15 protein-coding genes and 2 pseudogenes are annotated in these 17809 nt (G+C 45.4%); 3 read left to right on the top strand and 14 right to left on the bottom strand.

Annotation, left to right across the window (positions count from 1 at the left end; translation table 11 throughout):
* Positions 1-4: 4 nt before the first annotated feature.
* From A9176_RS03845 to A9176_RS03810, 8 genes are all read right to left on the bottom strand, one after another.
* Complete coding sequence (locus A9176_RS03845; RefSeq protein ID WP_077282151.1) at positions 5-1609, bottom strand: peptide ABC transporter substrate-binding protein; 1605 nt, start codon at positions 1607-1609, stop codon at positions 5-7.
* 123 nt (positions 1610-1732) lie between these two features.
* Positions 1733-2866, bottom strand: coding sequence for a 5-methyltetrahydropteroyltriglutamate--homocysteine S-methyltransferase (locus tag A9176_RS03840; protein ID WP_077282150.1), 1134 nt, complete (start codon positions 2864-2866; stop codon positions 1733-1735).
* Positions 2867-3053: 187 nt separating this feature from the next.
* On the bottom strand, positions 3054-3530 hold the full coding sequence (locus A9176_RS03835; protein WP_055307405.1) for an S-ribosylhomocysteine lyase: 477 nt from the start codon (positions 3528-3530) through the stop codon (positions 3054-3056).
* Positions 3530-4384 (bottom strand): MetQ/NlpA family ABC transporter substrate-binding protein, encoded by an 855-nt coding sequence (locus tag A9176_RS03830; protein WP_077282149.1) that lies wholly within the window; start codon positions 4382-4384, stop codon positions 3530-3532. Before A9176_RS03830 ends, A9176_RS03835 begins: the two co-directional genes overlap by 1 nt.
* Positions 4385-4417: 33 nt before the next feature.
* Entirely contained in the window at positions 4418-5545 is a 1128-nt protein-coding gene (locus tag A9176_RS03825) for a vitamin B12 independent methionine synthase (protein ID WP_077282148.1), read from the bottom strand.
* Positions 5542-6705 (bottom strand): trans-sulfuration enzyme family protein, encoded by a 1164-nt coding sequence (locus A9176_RS03820; RefSeq protein WP_077282147.1) that lies wholly within the window; start codon positions 6703-6705, stop codon positions 5542-5544. Before A9176_RS03820 ends, A9176_RS03825 begins: the two co-directional genes overlap by 4 nt.
* Complete coding sequence (locus tag A9176_RS03815) at positions 6702-7811, bottom strand: trans-sulfuration enzyme family protein (RefSeq protein WP_077282146.1); 1110 nt, start codon at positions 7809-7811, stop codon at positions 6702-6704. Before A9176_RS03815 ends, A9176_RS03820 begins: the two co-directional genes overlap by 4 nt.
* A 20-nt stretch (positions 7812-7831) precedes the next feature.
* On the bottom strand, positions 7832-8713 hold the full coding sequence (locus A9176_RS03810; RefSeq protein WP_077282145.1) for a homoserine O-acetyltransferase/O-succinyltransferase family protein: 882 nt from the start codon (positions 8711-8713) through the stop codon (positions 7832-7834).
* A 519-nt stretch (positions 8714-9232) separates the two neighbouring features.
* Here A9176_RS03810 and A9176_RS03805 point away from each other — a divergent pair.
* Positions 9233-9562 carry a thioredoxin family protein gene (locus tag A9176_RS03805; protein ID WP_029509510.1) on the top strand — a complete coding sequence of 110 codons (330 nt, stop codon included), beginning with the start codon at positions 9233-9235 and terminating at the stop codon, positions 9560-9562.
* A 35-nt stretch (positions 9563-9597) separates the two neighbouring features.
* Here A9176_RS03805 and A9176_RS03800 read toward each other — a convergent pair.
* The 5 genes and pseudogenes from A9176_RS03800 to A9176_RS03780 form a co-directional block, all read right to left on the bottom strand.
* Positions 9598-9989, bottom strand: a pseudogene (locus tag A9176_RS03800) (VOC family protein).
* An 11-nt stretch (positions 9990-10000) separates the two neighbouring features.
* Positions 10001-11340: pseudogene (gene fucP / locus A9176_RS03795) on the bottom strand (L-fucose:H+ symporter permease).
* A 168-nt stretch (positions 11341-11508) separates the two neighbouring features.
* On the bottom strand, positions 11509-12378 hold the full coding sequence (locus A9176_RS03790; protein ID WP_077282144.1) for a S1C family serine protease: 870 nt from the start codon (positions 12376-12378) through the stop codon (positions 11509-11511).
* Positions 12379-12432: 54 nt separating this feature from the next.
* The gene (locus tag A9176_RS03785) at positions 12433-13716 is read right to left on the bottom strand and encodes a sensor histidine kinase (RefSeq protein ID WP_077282143.1); all 1284 of its coding nucleotides are present in this window, start codon (positions 13714-13716) and stop codon (positions 12433-12435) included.
* A complete protein-coding gene (locus A9176_RS03780) occupies positions 13709-14398 on the bottom strand; it encodes a response regulator transcription factor (protein ID WP_029509505.1) in 690 nt (229 codons plus the stop codon). Before A9176_RS03780 ends, A9176_RS03785 begins: the two co-directional genes overlap by 8 nt.
* 205 nt (positions 14399-14603) lie before the next feature.
* On the opposite strand from A9176_RS03780, the gene A9176_RS03775 reads away from it, so the two are divergent.
* Positions 14604-15059: a hypothetical protein gene (locus A9176_RS03775; RefSeq protein ID WP_068851608.1), complete on the top strand. Its 456-nt coding sequence runs from the start codon at positions 14604-14606 to the stop codon at positions 15057-15059.
* 82 nt (positions 15060-15141) lie between these two features.
* The gene (locus tag A9176_RS03770; protein WP_077282142.1) at positions 15142-16431 is read left to right on the top strand and encodes a hypothetical protein; all 1290 of its coding nucleotides are present in this window, start codon (positions 15142-15144) and stop codon (positions 16429-16431) included.
* Positions 16432-16489: 58 nt separating this feature from the next.
* On the opposite strand, the gene A9176_RS03765 is transcribed toward A9176_RS03770, so the two are convergent.
* A complete protein-coding gene (locus tag A9176_RS03765; RefSeq protein WP_077282141.1) occupies positions 16490-17809 on the bottom strand; it encodes a DEAD/DEAH box helicase in 1320 nt (439 codons plus the stop codon).

Here is a 17809-nt window from a genome sequence, read left to right as displayed (position 1 = left end):
TCGGTTATTTTTCTGTTGCATATTGATAACTTTGGTATCCAATCACAGGATAGTTTAAGTTTTTAATCGTCTTTTTCTGCAAATGGACATTGGCTACTTGATATAACGGTGTGACCCCATTCAAGTCATTATTCAATTTAGCCGCTTGCTGCTCTAATTGATAACGCGCATCATTGGCTTCGGGCTGTTGATTAATTTTCTGAATCAAGGCGTCATATTGGGCATCATGCCATTTTGTAAAATTAATCGCGCCGTCTGAATAAGCGGTATCTAAGAAATCAATCGGATCATTATAATCAGTTGACCAACTCAATGTGCCAGCTTGAAAATTACGATTGTTAAAGGCTGAAATTTCCGCATTTAACGGCATCCGATTAAGATTAACGGTCACATCCGGCAATGTGCTTTCAATACTTTGCTTCAAATAAAGCCCAGCAGCGCGATAAGCATCCGTATCAGCCGTATTAAGTGTCAACGTCAGCTTTTTCTCGCCGATTTCTGCTTGTGCTTTTTTCAAATAGTCTTGCGCTTTTGCCTTATCATTTGGTAACGCCAATCCCGCATTAAAGTCTTGGCCGTGCACCTTAACTTCGCCACTTGGCACAATAGACTGCGCCGCAGTTGACCCATCAGCTAAAGCTTGATCGGCTAGCACACGTCGATCAATCGCATAACTCACCGCACGTTTGAAATTGGTATTCCCAGCTACTTTATCTTGCGCGTTCCAAACAATGAAGGCCATCCGGCCCTTTTTCTGAGACTTGATCTCGTCAGCATAATGTTTCTTCAAATTGGTTAAAATACCACCAGATATTTCTGCTTCATCAACATTACCTGACAAAAATTGTTTGCTGGCCAAAGTGGCATCGGTCACCAACGTTGTTTTGATCGTATTAAAATGGACTTTTTTGGCCTGCGCATAATACGGATTCTTCACATATTCCCAAGTTGTGGCCGATTGATTCCATTTTTTAATCATGTATGGCCCGTTAGAAACCGTTGTTTCAGCTGTTTGGCCATATTTATGCCCGTAAGCTTTGACCTTAGCGGGGTTAATCGGATAGAGCTGATTAGCCAAAATAAAATTAAAGTAAGGCACTGGCTGCGACAGCGTGATTTTAACTGTGCGGTTGTTAACAGCTTGAATCCCTAAGGTATCAATACTAGCACCCTGTTTCCTAATGGCGTCATAGTTAGCCAAATCTTTAAAATGATTGGCACGCGTTGATTTAGACGCTGGGTCGACCTGTCGTTTCACCGAAGACACAAAATCTTGTGCCGTCACCGTTGTCCCGTCAGACCATTTCTGGTTCTTTTTTAACGTCAACGTATAGACTGTGTGGTTGTTTGTTGGTTGCACAATCTTTTCGGCCATTCCCGGAATGATTTGGCCCGTAGCATCTGTCGTATACAAACCTTGCAGTGTTTGTACCTCAGCCAAATTGGACCCAATGTCATCGGCAAAATTTGGATCTAATGTCGTAATTGGATTTTGTACCGTGACCTTTAGCGTTGCTGGGGTTGGTTTTGCTGTACCCCGTTGGTACAACACAGCCCCACCAACCAGCAACACGGCGATCCCCGCACCGATTATTGTTTTTCGTTTCATACACTTCCCCCATAAACGACTTGCAGCCAACGCTACCCGCAACATTAGAACTTGTTTGGTAAAAAATGATCATCTTCAAATAAATAATTCGAGTATAGCGCAAGTCGTTTCAGCGGGCAACGATTATGCTTTATAGCCCCAGACTTGCGTTAAAATATCGTGCACAAGCGCTAATTTAGCCCATTGCTGGTCTTCTGTCAGCACGTTACCTTCCTCAGTTGACGCAAAGCCACATTGGGTCGATAACCACAAGCGCTCTAATGGTAAATACTGCGCTGCCTCATAAATGCGGTCAATAATCACCTGTCTATCTTCAAGTTTACCTGTTTTGGTCGTGATTAAACCCAGCACAACCCGTTTATCACCAGAAACCTTGGCTAGGGGTGCAAAACCACCTGCGCGGTCAGAATCATACTCTAAAAAGTAGCTCGCTACATTTTCCTGACCCAAAAGTTCATCAGCCACCAGATCATAGCCACCACTCGCCGCCCAGTCAGAATGATAGTTCCCCCGACAAACGTGCGTATTAATCACCAAATCATCCGGTAAATCGGCTAATGCCCCATTGTTAAGGGTTAAATAAAGTGTCTTTAACTCGGTCACACTAACGCCGTTACCAGCCATCAGCACGCCGAAATGTGGATCCACGAGCATCCCCCAAGTACAGTCATCGAGTTGAATGGTGCGCGCACCAGCATCATAAAGTGCTAAAATTTCGTCATGATATACCCGCTGAATGGCCGCATGAAAGTCAGCATCATTGGTATAAAACCGGTGGACACGTTCCGCATTTTGGCCACGCACTAATTCCGCAAAGAATTGCGCTGGCGACGGGAGCGTCACTTTAGCAGCGACACCATAACGATCAGCGATAGTTTTGAGAAACTTAAATTCACGAATAAGCGGATGCGCTGTCGCATCAAAACCCAACGGACGGGTGAGGTGGGCCGAATCGTCTCGCGTTTCTTCATGGGCAAATTGATACCCTTCGCCAAATTTAAACCGTTCAACGCCTTCAAATCCCCAAAAGTTATCAAGATGCCAATATGAGCGCCGGAATTCACCGTCTGTGACGACATCCAAACCGGCCGCCACTTGTTGGGCCACCAAAGTGGTGATCGCCGCGTCTTCAGCTGCGGTTAATTCGTCAGCCGTTACCTGGCCGTTGGCAAATGCTGCCCGCGCTTGTTTCAGTGCATCAGGCCGTAAAAACGACCCGACGTGTTGAAAACCAATTTTTTGTTGTGTTTGTGTCATGTGTTAGACTCCTCTTGTCTCGTGATTATTTAGTAACGTCACAAAACACGATCACATGACACTATCCACCGCCCCGCTACCCATCAAAAACACAGCCGTGGCGATTTTATTCGTATGCAAATAATAAACTTTCTGCGGGTTCACTGGCATCGCCTACTCCTCTAATTTGCCATATTGGTCGCTAACATTACACGACTTGTCGTTCAAAGGCATCACTTGAAATGCCTTGCTCAAGAATAATCGCTGCCCAAGCTTTGGCAGAATGTAGACTATGATCCTTAAAGTTCCCACAACTTTGAATTTCAGCTGCCGGCACCTCTGTCACGTCATCACTGACAATCTTTTCTAGGACCTTTTTAAAGACTTTAGCCAAGGTTTCGGCATCATAATCTACCCAAGAAATGACATGAAACCCTGTCCGGCAGCCAAATGGTGAGATGTCAATAATTCCATCAATTTCATCACGTACGAGTCCAGCAAAGAGGTGTTCTAGTGTGTGCAAACCACCGGTTTCAATCGCCGTTTCGTTTGGCTGGGTGAGCCGTAAATCATAATTCGTAATCTGACCACCTTGTGGGCCAGCTTGGGTTTCAATCACGCGCACGTAAGGGGCTTTGACCTTGGTGTGATCAAGCGTAAAACTTTCAACAACTGTTTCTGACATTATTTTTCTCCTTTAAAATAACTAATTGGTTTGTTCACTTCGGTTTTGGTGCCCTGATACTTAGCCGCAATATAGGCTTGCGAGGCTTTGTCATGATAAAGCGTTAAGAGCTTCCGATAAGTTGGGTTGTTTTGGTTTTTTGTAGCGGTGGCTAAAATGTTGATATTCGCCCGCGTATGGCCGTTGACATGTTCATAAGCCAGCGCATCTTTTAACACATTCAAGCCACTGGCTTGTGAAATAGAATTAGACATCAGGACGGCCGCAATTTTCGGATCTTTAACAACACGGCCGCCAGTGGTGTCATCAATTTCTTCAAACTTAAAATGCTTGGGGTTGCTGGTGACTTTTTCTAACCCATCTAACGCCCCAAACCCAGGTGCTAAGGTGATCAACCCATTATCAGCTAAGAGCTTTAACCCCCGCGCTTCATCCGCCAAATCCTTGGCAATGGCAATCGTTGCCCCATCTGGCAAATCTTTCAGCGCATGATAATGACTCGAATAAATCCCCATCGGTTCAAGATATGTCGTGCCTAGATTCGCTAGCTTCCCCACTTTACTGGCTTTGTTAAATGCGTCAAAGTAGCCATAACTTTGGAACGCATTCACATCAACTTGACCCTGTGCCGTGGCCACATTCAAAGCTTGCCCATCGGTAAATTCTTTCACTTGAATCTTAAGATGTAATTGTTTCGCCTGCTTGCTCTGCGCTAAATGGCGCCAAATATCGGCATCGCTGGTCACCGATCCCACCGTTATGACATTGGTTGGGCGCTGCTTAACGGTTGCCCAAGTGATCCCTACGACCAGTATACTCGCTAAAATAAGCCCAATCCAAGTTTTTTTACGCATCACATCTCCTATACACGCTTGTTAAAATTCTCCTTAAACAGTTGCCAGTTCTTGATCGGCAATCGTTTTAATCAACGCTAACTTACGCCACTGATCTGGAATCGTTAAGATATTGCCTTCTTCGGTTGACGAAAAACCACATTGTGTTGATAAGGCCAATTGTGCTTTGGGCACGTATTGCGCTGCTTCATTAATCCGAGCGATGACATCGTCAACGGCCTCTAAATCTGCTGATTTAGAGGTGAATAAGCCCAACACAATTTCAACATTTGGTCGCCCATTATAAATATCTGCCAACGGCCCAAAGTCACCGGAACGTTCATTGTCATATTCGAGGAAGAATGCATCGTAATTTAACTGTCCCAAATATTTGGCAACGGGTTCATAACCCCCTTCAAACAAATAGGTCGATTTAAAGTTACCGCGGCAAATATGGGTGGAAAGCTTCAAGTCGTCTGGTAACCCAGCCAAAGCTTGATTAATGACATAGACATCATCTTGGGCAGTTTGCTCAAACGGTGCTCGTGCAGCCGGATCATCTGCATTGGCATTCAATTGGGCAATGAGGTAAGCCCAAGTTGTATCATCCAATTGTATGTAACGTGCCCCCAAATCATAGAAATGTTGGAGCGTATCATGATAGGCTTGTGCCAAATCGTCCAAAAACGCTTGCCACGTTGGATAGTAATCCGCCCAGCCATCTGAGCGTTGATCGCGATTAATGATGAGACTTGGTGACGGAATCGTGACTTTCGGTTCCACACCTTCAGGTACAATCGATTGGAGGTATTTGAAATCATCAAAAAATGGATGATTCAAATTCGCATGCACTGGACCAGTTAAGCGAATATTTGTCGAACGTGTTTTTTCACCATGAAATTTATACGATGCTTCCTGATCATAAAATTCAAACCCACCGAGTTGTCCCAGAAAATCTAAATGCCACCATGACCGATTAAATTCACCATCTGTCACTGCCGACAAACCGGCTGCGACTTGTGCGTCGACCAAATCTTTAATCGCGGCGTGCTGCACCTGCAAAAGTGCTGCTTGCGTGATTTCACCCTTGGCGTATTGCTCGCGAGCTGTTTTCAACGCGTCTGGCCGTAAGTAAGACCCGACTTGATCAAAATGGTAGTGTAATTTCTGTGCTGTTGTCATCTTTTTTCTCCTCTTGATACTTCAATTTGTGCTAATGCGTGGTCGAGATCAGCTATGAGATCCGTCACATCTTCTAGTCCCACGGAAAACCGTAATAACCCTGGTGTAATCCCACTGGCTGATAGTTCCGCTTGATTCAATTCGGCGTGGCTCATCTTTGGTGGATAACTTACAATACTTTCCACAGCGCCTAAACTAACGGAAAACACCGGAATTTTTAAGGCTGTGACCACTTTTCTGGCGTTGTCTTGACTGCCAACATCAAAACTCAACACCGCGCCCCCACTGGTGGCTTGGCTGGTATGAATGGTATGGCCTGGATGAGTCGCCAGTCCTGGATACAGTACACGCGTAACGCTTGGATGTTGGGCTAAGTGTTGCGCCAGTTGCAATGCCGATTGGCTAGATTGCGCCATCCGCACCCCAAGCGTTTTAATCCCGCGCAATAATAACCAAGTATCTAACACACCTAATGTCGCCCCGACCGCGTTTTGAATAAAGTAAATCCGCTCGGCCAACTGCTTGTCCTTGACCACCACGGCACCCGCCAAAATATCAGAATGTCCGGCAAGAAACTTGGTTGCTGAATGCACCACGATATCCACGCCTAAGTCCAAAGGTTTTTGGAAAAATGGCGACATGAACGTGTTATCGGCAATCGTCAGCAACCCATGTTGTTTTGCCACAGCGACAATGGCCGCAATATCTGTGATTTGCAACACAGGGTTGGACGGCGTCTCAATATATAGTGCCTTGGTGGCTGGTGTGATCGCTGCGGTCACAGCGGCGACATCGCTAAAATCAACGAAAGTATGCGTAATTCCCCAGCGGGGCAAAATGTCTTCTAAGACACGAAACGTCCCGCCATAAACATGCTTGCTGACAACGATATGATCCCCTGCTGACAAGGTGAATAACACACTACTGATGGCGGCCATCCCCGTACTGAATAAAAAGCCTTGCGTGCCGTGTTCCAGTTTGGCAATGGCGGCTTCACCAACTTCACGCGTCGGATTACCAGAACGCGCATAATCAAAATGCCCAAACGTATCAAATGACGCTTGATGGAACGTCGAACTGAGCTGAATCGGGGTATTAATCGCCCCAGACAACGGGTCGTGTGCTGTTGTGGCTTGAATTAAATCTGTCCAATCACTCATTTTTTCGCTCCTTCAATGGCTTGGACTAAGTCTTGTAACAAGTCCGTTTTGTCCTCCAGCCCAGCACTTAACCGAACTAACTGATCCGAAATACCTAATGCATCCCGCTGCGCTTGGCTCATATCATGATGGGTTTGCACTGCGGGGATGGTAATCAATGTTTCTGGGCCACCCAGGCTTTCTGCAAACGAGCCAATTTTTAACCCTTTCAAAAAGCGATCGACATCATACCCATCTGCCAAATAAAAACTCACCATGCCACCCACGCCAGCGTATAAGACTTTGGTCACGCCTGGTACTGTCTTTAAGGCATCCGCCAGGAACTGACCATTTTCATGATGTCGCGCCATGCGTAAATGCAACGTTTTTAAGCTACGTAACAATAACCATGCACTGAAAGGATCTAATACCTGACCGCGGGTCACCAAACTGGCGGCTAATTGTTCGGCCAGCGCGGCTTGATTCGTCACAACCGCACCGGCCAAAATATCGTTGTGACCGCCCAAGTACTTCGTCGCAGAATGAACGACCACATCAGCGCCAAGTGTTAAAGGCTGTTGAAAAATCGGGGTTAAAAAGGTGTTGTCCACCGCAATGATAATGTCTGGTCGGACAGCTTTAACCGCCGTACTCAGTGCTTGAATATCGGTAATTTTCATGGTTGGATTAGAAGGTGTCTCCAGCCAGATGAGCTTGGTTTCGGGTCGAATTTGTGTCAGAAAGTCATCTAAATCACGACACGCGGTATAGCTCACCCCACTGTGAACCACTAAATCATCAAAGTAACGGAAAGTCCCACCATATAAATCATCACTGGTTAAAAAATGATCGCCCGTTTTCAACAAAGTCGCAAACACCAAATCAATGGCGGCCATCCCCGAACTGATCGCAAAACCTTGCACGCCGTGTTCTAAGCGCGCCAGCTGTTCTTCTAACACTTGTCGCGTTGGCGTGCTTAAGCGCGCATAGTCAAAACCCGTAGACTCGCCTAACCCTGGATGGCGATAGGCCGTGGAAAAGTAAAGTGGCGTAACCACTGCACCTGTTTGCGCATCGTCTGTCCCGTTGCCCCCTTGGGCGAGTAATGTATCAATCGTCGTTGTCATCGTTACTCCTCTAAAATCACTTATGCTTGTACTGCTGGGATAATATCAACGACCGCCGGTCGCTGAGCTTGACTGACCAGCAACTGGCCCCAATTTTTGAAAAACTGCACAGCAGATGTTGACCATGAATTTACCGGTTCGCCCGCGCGATAATAATTTTCTGGTGGTAACATGGCCTGCCCCGCGTGCTGGTCGCGTAAAAATTCATCATGTAACGTGTGCGTCGCATACTCTAAATGTCCCGTCACATAAGTCGTTCGTTTTGTATCATCGCGTAAAATGAATGCGCCGACGCGATCATCGCCAGCCACCTTTAATCGTTGGGCAACGGCGCGATTTGGAATGGTAAAATACCGTGAATGCGGCATCGCCAAGTCGGTCATTTTCGCTAATAGCGGATGCCCTTGACCAAGTGTTGGTTGGTTGTGGTAGACACCAAAGATTTTGTCGTCAACATGACGCACAGGGAAGTTGCGTTCGACATAGCCGGCCCCATAGGCTGCCCAGCAAGTCAGTAGGCTTTCTCTCACATGGGTTTGCCGCCATACCAGTAATTGTTGAAACTCGGCCCAATAGTCAATGGCCGTCACTTTTTCGCGGTCAACTGGTGCACCTGTCACGATTAAGCCATCAAATTGTTGGTGCCAAATATCGGCTAACGTTACATAATTTTTTTCAATCAGCTCACGGTCATGGCGAATGATATGCGTGGCGGGTACGGCAAACGTCACCCGCACATTGATCGGTAATTGGGCCAAGAGTTGGGCAAACTGCTGTTCCGTTTGCCGGCGATTTGGCATGAGATTCACCAATAAAATGCTAACCGTTGGCTGCAGGACACGATATTGGCCAATGACCAATTGATTATGTCGTAATAAGCCATTTTGTAATATGACACTCATCATTCACTCCTTTTAACATTATGTGAAAACAAAAAAATCCCGTAGTCTAAAATTAGACTACGGGACGCAAAAATAACGTGTTACCACCCGGTGTTTATGTAGGGCTCTCGCACCCACACCTCAAACGTACGCCCACCACATCTCGTCGAGAACATCTGTGAGATCTTTCGGGTTATACGTTGTGCGTTAACGAGCACCACCGACTTCAACTTACCGCGCCACACAGATGGGTGTCCGCTTGCTCGTCTCTGTAATCACTCCAAGACCATTTTCCAACAGCTATTTTATCGACTTACACCAACCGTCGACTCTCTGGGTAAAATGCCATGTTGTACTTATCTCTTCACCGTTTATATTGTCATTAACTATAACTTTTATTCTGTGAGTTGTCAACACTTATTTGTCATTTATTTTTTAATCTTCTCATTTTATAGTCATGATGGTGAACTAAGCAAAGTATTTAACGTCGCAAAATTTTTATGGTATACTGACTTCAAAATCAATTAGGAGTCTTAAAACATGTACGAACCTACTCATCATTCAGATGCTGTCGTTGAAGAAAATATTAACAAGCCTGGTCGCAATGTGATGTTTTTGTCAGCAGATTGGTGTGGTGATTGCCGCGCTATCAAGCCATTTGTACAAGACATTAAGGATACCATTAGTCAAACTGCTAACTGGTTCGATGCCGACCGTGACGAAAATTTAGCAGTTGCAACTAAGTACAATATGCGTGGTATCCCATCTTTTGTTTTGTTTGAAGATGGTCAAGAAGTGTCACGTATTGGTCACGGTGAACGCTTGACACCACAACAAGTGCTCGACTGGTATCAAAGTACACAAGCCTAATCAAAAGAGCCCTGTTTTTATCACCGGGTCCTTTTTTATTGGGCTAAAATTTCACAGAATTCAATAATTTCTTGGTTCGGACTAAGATATTAAAGTAGCGAATTCCATGCTGCCAGAAAGTCGGAATACTTTGAATGTCATGATCAATCAATTCAAAACCAGCTGCCTTGGCCGCTGCAAATGCTTTTTCAATATCCGTCGCATCTAATGAGACATGGTTAATCGCACCGGCATGCCCAACGGGCTCACCTTCCCAATTTTCAATCACAAGGTTGCCTAATTTTAGAAAGGCACAACGACTATTACCGTTAGGGAATAAGCCAGTTTGTTCAAAACCAAGTGCTTCGTAAAAAGCAATGGTTGCTGCTAGGTCTTTGGTTGGAATGCCGACGTGTTGCACACCGGTCACATAATCTTGAATCGCCATTATTTTCTCCTTTAACGTCCTGTCGCCATATCTTGTTTAACTTCTGTTGCAAAATAATAACTCACCAGTGCAAACGCAATCGTTGGCACCAGGAATGACAATTGCATCGATCCCACCGCATCAGACACGAGGCCTTGAACAGCCGGGATAACGGCACCGCCCACAATGGCCATAACCAAAATGGCACCTGCTGTTTCAGTGTAACGCTTATCTGTTACATGATCTAAGGTGTGCGCGTAAATCGTTGGCCATTGTGGGCCAAAGAAGAAGCTCGCCCCAACGGCCGCATACACAGCAATCATGCCTGGCGCAAATGTTGCGAGCAACAACGCCAAGGTGCCAAGTACTGAGTAAGCCGTCAAAACTTGGGTCGCTTTCAATTGTGTAAAGAGCCAAGTCGCCACAACCTTCCCCAAAAGAAGACCACATACGAATAGATCATGAAGTTTGAGGCCGCGGCATCTGTAATATGATGATTCACATCTAACGCCAGCCGGATAGTAAATGACCAAACAGCCGTCTGCATCCCCACATAAATGAATTGTGCCAATACACCCTTTTTGAAGCGATTGTTCTGTCTCAAATAGGCAATTGACTGACGAAAACTCACTTTAGCCATCTGGGTCCCCGTCACAATCGGCTTGGCACTTGGCATCTTCGTCACAGCTAAGATGAGCAACATCACAACTAAGACGGCCAAAATATATTTGTAAGGTTGGAGGGTTAATTGTAACATGCTTTCGCCGTAAGCCAGCCGTTCTGCGCCATGCAAGCTGGCCATTTTTTCAGACAGGTTCCCCACCGAACCAAAAATCAAATACTTACCCAACAAAATCCCAGCAATACTGCCCACTGGATTCAAGATTTGTGAAATATTTAAACGCAAATTGGCATATTTCTTGGGTCCCATCATCACACTGTAGGTGTCACTGGCTGTTTCTAAGAAGGATAACCCAATGGCGATGGCAAAAATAGCCACAAGGAACATCGAATAGGTCGCCACCCGCGACGCTGGGAAGAATAAACCGGCCCCTAAGATATAAGCGACCAACCCCGTCATAATGGTCACTTTATAAGAGACCTTGCGAATAACAAAACTGGCAGGAATAGCGACTAGAAAATACCCGCCGTAAAACGCTGACTGCACAAAGGCAGTTGCCGCATCATTTAAAGCAAAAACTGTTTTAAACTGCGTAATTAAAATATCATTTAAACTCGCCGCTGTTCCCCACAGCGGAAACATCAACGATACAATGATAAATTGGAAAATCGGTGTCTTTTTAAGATACCCATCAGCCAACTGACCAAAATCCTTGTGCTTTTTAGCAACAACCCCAACTGAATTAATCATGCCTGTTCTCCTCTGGCTGCAATTTGTTATTTTCCTGTAAGCGTTTTCAGAAACTAAGAATAGCACACTTCTGTTATTATTGAAAACCCTTTCATAAATTAAATGATTGTATTGTGATGCACAATCATTTAACACACAATAAAAAGAGCCACCAAATTGGTGACTCTTTTACTTTTCTGTTTGCTGGATAAAGGCTTCAACAACGTCTGACGGAATGGCAAATCCCATCCCTTCAACGTTAGTGCCATCAGTTGCAGCAGCAATTTTTGATGAATTAATCCCAACGACTTGCCCTGATAAGTTAATCAACGGGCCGCCAGAGTTACCTGGATTAATGGCAGCATCGGTTTGGATGACCGTTTCATCACTCGATCCTGTCTCTTCTGCCGTCAGTTGCCGCTGGGGTGATGAAATAATGCCACTCGTCATTGAAGTCGCATATTCAGACCCCAACGGTGATCCAATCGCTAAGACCTGTTCACCTGATTGAAGCTTACTGCTTGGTGCAAAGCTCGCCGCCGTTTTAATCAGGTCTGTTTTGGCCTTAATAAGGGCCAAATCCTTTTGTTCATTCGTCCCGACAATGGTTGCTTTAATCTTGTCGCCATTTGCCGTAATCACTTGTAGGGCATCCGAATTTGCCACCACATGATTGTTGGTGATGATATAGACATACCCATCCGCAATCTTATAGACGACACCAGATCCTTCTGAGGCAGTTTCAACTTGGCCATCATCGGCTTGATTTTGACGCCCTGATTGACCAAACAACCCCGCAAAACCATCTGGGGTTTGGGCCGCATTCTTTTGCAAGTTTTGCACGGTGACCACCGCATTTTTTACTTTGTTATAGGCCGAAATGGCCGCATCTTGGCTCACATAGGCGGTCGAAGCAATCGACGCTTGCCCGGCAATATTTACCACTTTTTTGGTTTCAGGTTGGCGCTGGAACCAAGAATTTGGTTGTGTACCAGAATAAACGACGCCACCACCAACTACGGCAGCGACTGCCGCCACTATTATAAGAGAATGTTTCATCACGTGCCCTCCATTTTAATCAACGTGGTCATGCTTCTTTCAATTTTTCGTATGTTATAGCGGTAACGTGATTTTGAAAATCGTCCCCTTTGGTTGATTATCTAACACCACAATTTTACCGCCATGCGCATGGACAATCCACTCCGCAATGGACAAGCCCAAGCCAGTCCCACCAGTTTCTCGATTGCCTGTCTTATCTTCTCGATAAAAACGGTCAAAGACATGCTTTTTGGCCTCATCACTGATACCACGCCCCGTATCGGCAACCGTTAAGACAAGTTTCCGCTTTTCAATCATGGCAGTGATTGATACGGTATCGCCGGCTTCAGAATATTTCAAGGCATTATCGACCAACAGCACAATCAACTGATGAATGCGCTTTTGATCAATCATCACACGCTGGCCAACACGTACGGACAAGAGGACTTGTTGGCCATCAAATTCTGCCATCTCTTGGTATGGCGCAACAATTTGCGAGAGGAAATCACTAATATCAGTCGATTCTTTTTCAAGGCGGGTCATATTCGAGCCTGACTTCGCCAGCGTTAACATATTATTCGTTAACGACGTTAACCGTCTCACTTCTGATAAGGACAAGATAATGGCATCCGATTGTTCACGTACTGTGGATTCTGGATGCGTTAACATATTTTCAAGTTTACCTTGAATGACGGCCATTGGTGTCCGTAATTCATGCGCCGCATTGTTCACAAAGTCTTGCTGCTGTTGCCACGATCGCAAAATCGGCTTCATGTTTTTTAAACTAATCCAGTAAGACACCATTAAAGCAAGCAACCCAAACGAGCCAAACGACCAAAGAATTACCTTTTTAAAGTGATTGAGGTTGTACATCGTATCATTAACATTGACTGTGATCACACCATATTTGACAGGATGCCCATCATTATTTTTGGCGCCTTTAATAAACGTGACACTGGCCACACGATAATAGTTATCCCCAATATGTACCGTTTGGGGTGTATCAGACTCAAAGCGCGAGGTGTATTTAAATTGCTTACTGAGTAATTCTTTGGTTGCCTCTGGTAAACGGGCATCTAAGACTAAGTTTTTATGACTGTCATAGAGCCAGACATTGGCTAAGGTATTGGTTTCTAATAACAGTGGGGCTTTTCGCTCCGTTGCGTCAGCATTATCCAAAGCGCCAGCTAATTCAAAATTACGAATTTGCTGGGTAATCGCCGCATCTGAATTACGAAAGACCGTGCGCGTGTAGGACCAATACATGACTCCACCTAAAATCGAGAAAATGACAAAGAAACTCGCAATTAGTAGCAAAAAGCCGCGAATTTGTTGTTGCTTATTGATGACATTAGGCATCGTCAACCTCTAAAATAAACCCAATATTGCGTAGCGTTTTAATCAGATCGTGTTGGCCAACCGCCTCTAACTTACGCCGGAGATTGTTCAAATAAATATTTACCACGTTAATCGTGGTGTCAGAGTCAATCCCCCAGACACGATCAAAGATTTGGTCACGCGTCACAATAATATTTTTATTTTGTGCCAAGTACGTCAAAATATCGAATTCTTTTCCGACTAATTTGACGGGTTGCCCATGGACTTGGACGCCACGATTCTCAAGGTTAATCAGCACATCCCCCACCGCGATTGTATTATCTTCAGAATAGACACCGGCACGACGTAATAAAGCCTTCACCCGTAACAATAACTCTTCACGATAGAACGGCTTCGTCAAATAATCATCCGCGCCGACATTAAAGCCTTCGATTTTATCATCTAAAGAACTTTTAGCCGTCAAAATTAACACTGGCGTCTCAATATTTTTTTCGCGCAAATTTTTGATCACTTCCAAGCCACTCTCGCCCGGCAACATCAAATCCGAAATAATGAGGTCATAGGGTGACTCCTGACCTTCAAATTCACCATCTAAGCCGTTATCAACCGCATGCACATCGGCAAAATCTTGCAAAAAGCCGACAATGTTATCTGCCAAGTTGACATCATCTTCGATTAATAATATTTTAATTGCTTTAGCCATTTTCATATCTCCATTGTACCGTTTTCTGCTTCTAATTGTAATGCCCCGTGATTAATAGGAGATTAAATCCTGCTTAAGAAATTCTTGACCTTGCACATCGTAAGTTTTATACTAGAGCTATCACATTATTGATATTATGAATATAATAGGTTGGTTCGTTTATAATCATCGGTTAGTGCGTCAAAAATAGACAAAGGAAAAGATTATGTTCAAGAAACACACACGCTCCAAAAAGTTTGTTCTCACCCTGTTACTCCTACCGGTTCTCTCATTTGCCGGTTTCGCCGCAACGACTTATTTCTTTGGGGTCCTAAGTCCCAGCACTAACATCGGTGCCTTGACAACAGCCAGTCAAGGTCTCAGTGGGAGCATGCAGGCCATTCAAGATGCGCTAACCGGCCTAACGAACAAGTTTAATACCGAGCAACAAAACCACCAAGATGACCTGGCGCAAGCACAAGCGCAAATTCAAAAAGCTAATGATAATATCAAGGCGGCTAATGCCGCCGTTGATGCTGCCAATACGGCCTTAAACGACCCCAAAACTGGCACTAACGTTACCACCCAACAAGCCATTGCTGCCAATGCCAATACCAGCGTCACCGATCGGACTGTCGATGTTGATCCCAATAATGCCAAAACATCAACAGCTAATCCTTAAGTATTGCGTAAAAAAAGCTATCAGTCGCTATCGACTGGTAGCTTTTTTGCACAGTGCACACAGAAAAAGGAGAAATAGCCCGATGTTCAAAAGTACGAAACTTGTTGTCCCCCTCATGACTGCCCTCGCGGTGCTGATTGGGACTGCCTCAGCTGCCTATTATTTTTTAGGGGTGAGTCCACTTAATACTGCCGGTATTGCGCAATTAAACGACAATATTACGCGGATGAAAAACTTATTAACCAGCAGTCAAGCAGACAACGCACAGCTCACATCAACCCTCACCACCGCGCAAGCGTCATTGTCACATAACGCCGCGACAATCACCAAATTAACGCACGATAATAGTGTCCTTGCTGCTATCACCGACCGCTACCAAGTTATTATGGCAACTACCACGGCGTTAAATATTCCTGATTTGTCGCAATATTACGTTACCCCACCAAATGATAATCCGTTCACGGACCAAAATGGGCAAGTGCTGGATAGCGATAAACTCAGCCCAGTGATTTTAAATGCCATTACAGCACTTAAAACCGCCAGCGCAACCAGTCAAGATTGGCAAAATAAATACACCGATCTCCAGTCGGCCATCCGCGCTGCCTATCTGGATGCAGGTGGGGATCCGACACAACAGCCAACGTTAGCCACGTTGATGCAACAATTGAAAGCACAAACAATTGCCCAATTTACCGCCCAAATTAATGCTGTCGGTATCGCCATTGCCTGGTTAAACGATGGGCCAACGTATCATTCACCGGCCAATCCTAATCTGATTTTTAAAAGTAACCATATCAGTTGGGGGACGACCACTGTGTCGATCCCCGATGACGCTGGCCAGCTCGCTTCAGTGACGCTACCCGTCATCTGGCAGGGGGCCACCAACGACCAGCTCATTTGGAATGGCTTTGGTTGGGTCATTTACAAAGATGGGCAAATTTATACCGACGCAACCGACGACAAAGGCCAAGCGATTGGCTTAGCCTTTGTGAATCTACGCGACATCGCAACTCGCATTAAAATGCCTGACGGCACGTATCGTATCGTCCTTTGGGGATCGACAGCACATATCTTTGCGAAAGCCTTTTTACCTGATCTCAATATGCTACCTGGTGGCGCGACCCGTTATCAATTCACTTTTGATGCCCAAAACAATTTCATCGCCACGCCCTATAACAGCATACAAAATCCTGGCCACTATCAATTCATCACCCCACCGAATGCGAAAGATGTCGATGCTGCCACTTTAAGTCAGAACTACTATCGTTACGATTACACCGTTAACACGACGAATAGCAATAATACCCCCATCACGTTGCATAAATCAATTGAAATTCCGAACACACCCCTTTTCCAACACCTCATCCCTTGAGTCATATTAAAAAAGGGTCACAGCTTGATGATTAGCTGTGACCCTTTTGATATGTGGCTTACTCGGCCGACTTTTTAGCCCATTTTGGCTTTCCCTTATCTTTGGATGCCTTTAAGCGTTTTTTCTTCTTAGGCTTTTCAACAACCGGTACTGTCTTCGCCTGAGTTGTCGGACGTTGCGTCACTGGTTTGGCCGCTTGGCCCGACGCTTGGTGTCCTGCCTGATCAGTTGGCGCAGTTGCGCGTGCAGCCTTGACCGCAGCGGTACTTTTTTGCGGTGTCGCCTGCTTCGCATCGGCAAACGTATTAGCGGCTTTCACCAAAACAAAATCATCCCCTAATTCGCGTTTCAAATCACGAATATCATGGTCATTACCCAAGTTTAACACGCGGCCTGGTTTACCCATTCGTCCTGTACGGCCAGCGCGATGAATATATGTTTTTTTCCGTTGTGGTAACTGTGCGTTCACGACTAATGGTAGATCTTCAATATCCAAGCCACGTGCGGCGACATCTGTCACCAAAAGCAGCGATACTTCGCCTTTTTTGAATAAACGTAACGCATCTGCACGCTGCACTTGTCGCTTGTCATTGCTGCCAATACTCATCACACTAGCATGCGCGTGACGTAGCGTCGCCTGCATATTAACCAAGCCACTAATCGTATTAAAGAACACCAAAGCTTGTTGCTTATTACGGGCTAGTTGAATCAACAAACTAGCCTTGGCCTTTTGGTCAACATATTGAAATTCATGCGTAATCGCTGCTGGCGCATCCGTGCCAACTGATACGGGTCGGACTTCTTGGCCAAAAGTGTCGGCGACATATTTCAAATCAACCCCAGAAGTTGCTGAAAACAGGCCAAGTTGAACGTCTGTTGGTAATTGCGCTGCTAATGCTTGCAAACTGTCACGCCGTTCATCTGACAACATAGCGTCTGCTTCATCGAAAATAACGGTTTGCAAGCCATTAAGTTTTAGGGCGCCACCATCAAGCATTGTCAATACACGACCTAATGTCCCCACCACAATATGTGGCTTATCTTTTTTGAGTTTATCTGCTTGACGGCGGCCATTGGCACCACCAATCAAACTCGTCACCGAGACATCGACCAAAGCGCCCCATTCCCGTGCAACAGCAGTCGTTTGCATGGCGAGTTCTTGACTTGGCGCCAAAATCAAGACTTGTGTCTGCTTAACTTTGGGATCAATTCGGCTAAGAATTGGCAGCAAAAAAGCTAACGTTTTCCCTGTTCCAGTTGGCGCTAGGCCGAAAATATTGTCGCCCTGCGCTAACTTCTCCCAAACAGCAGCTTGAATGGGTGTTTGGGCTTTAAATTGTTGTTCAAATTGCGCTTGTAGCGCTGGTTTAATTGGCAT

Origin of the sequence: Leuconostoc garlicum, assembly GCF_001998805.1 — a bacterium.
GTDB lineage: Bacteria > Bacillota > Bacilli > Lactobacillales > Lactobacillaceae > Leuconostoc > Leuconostoc lactis.
Note: the sequence above shows the minus strand (reverse complement) of the source record. Positions and strands in the feature narration are given on the sequence as shown.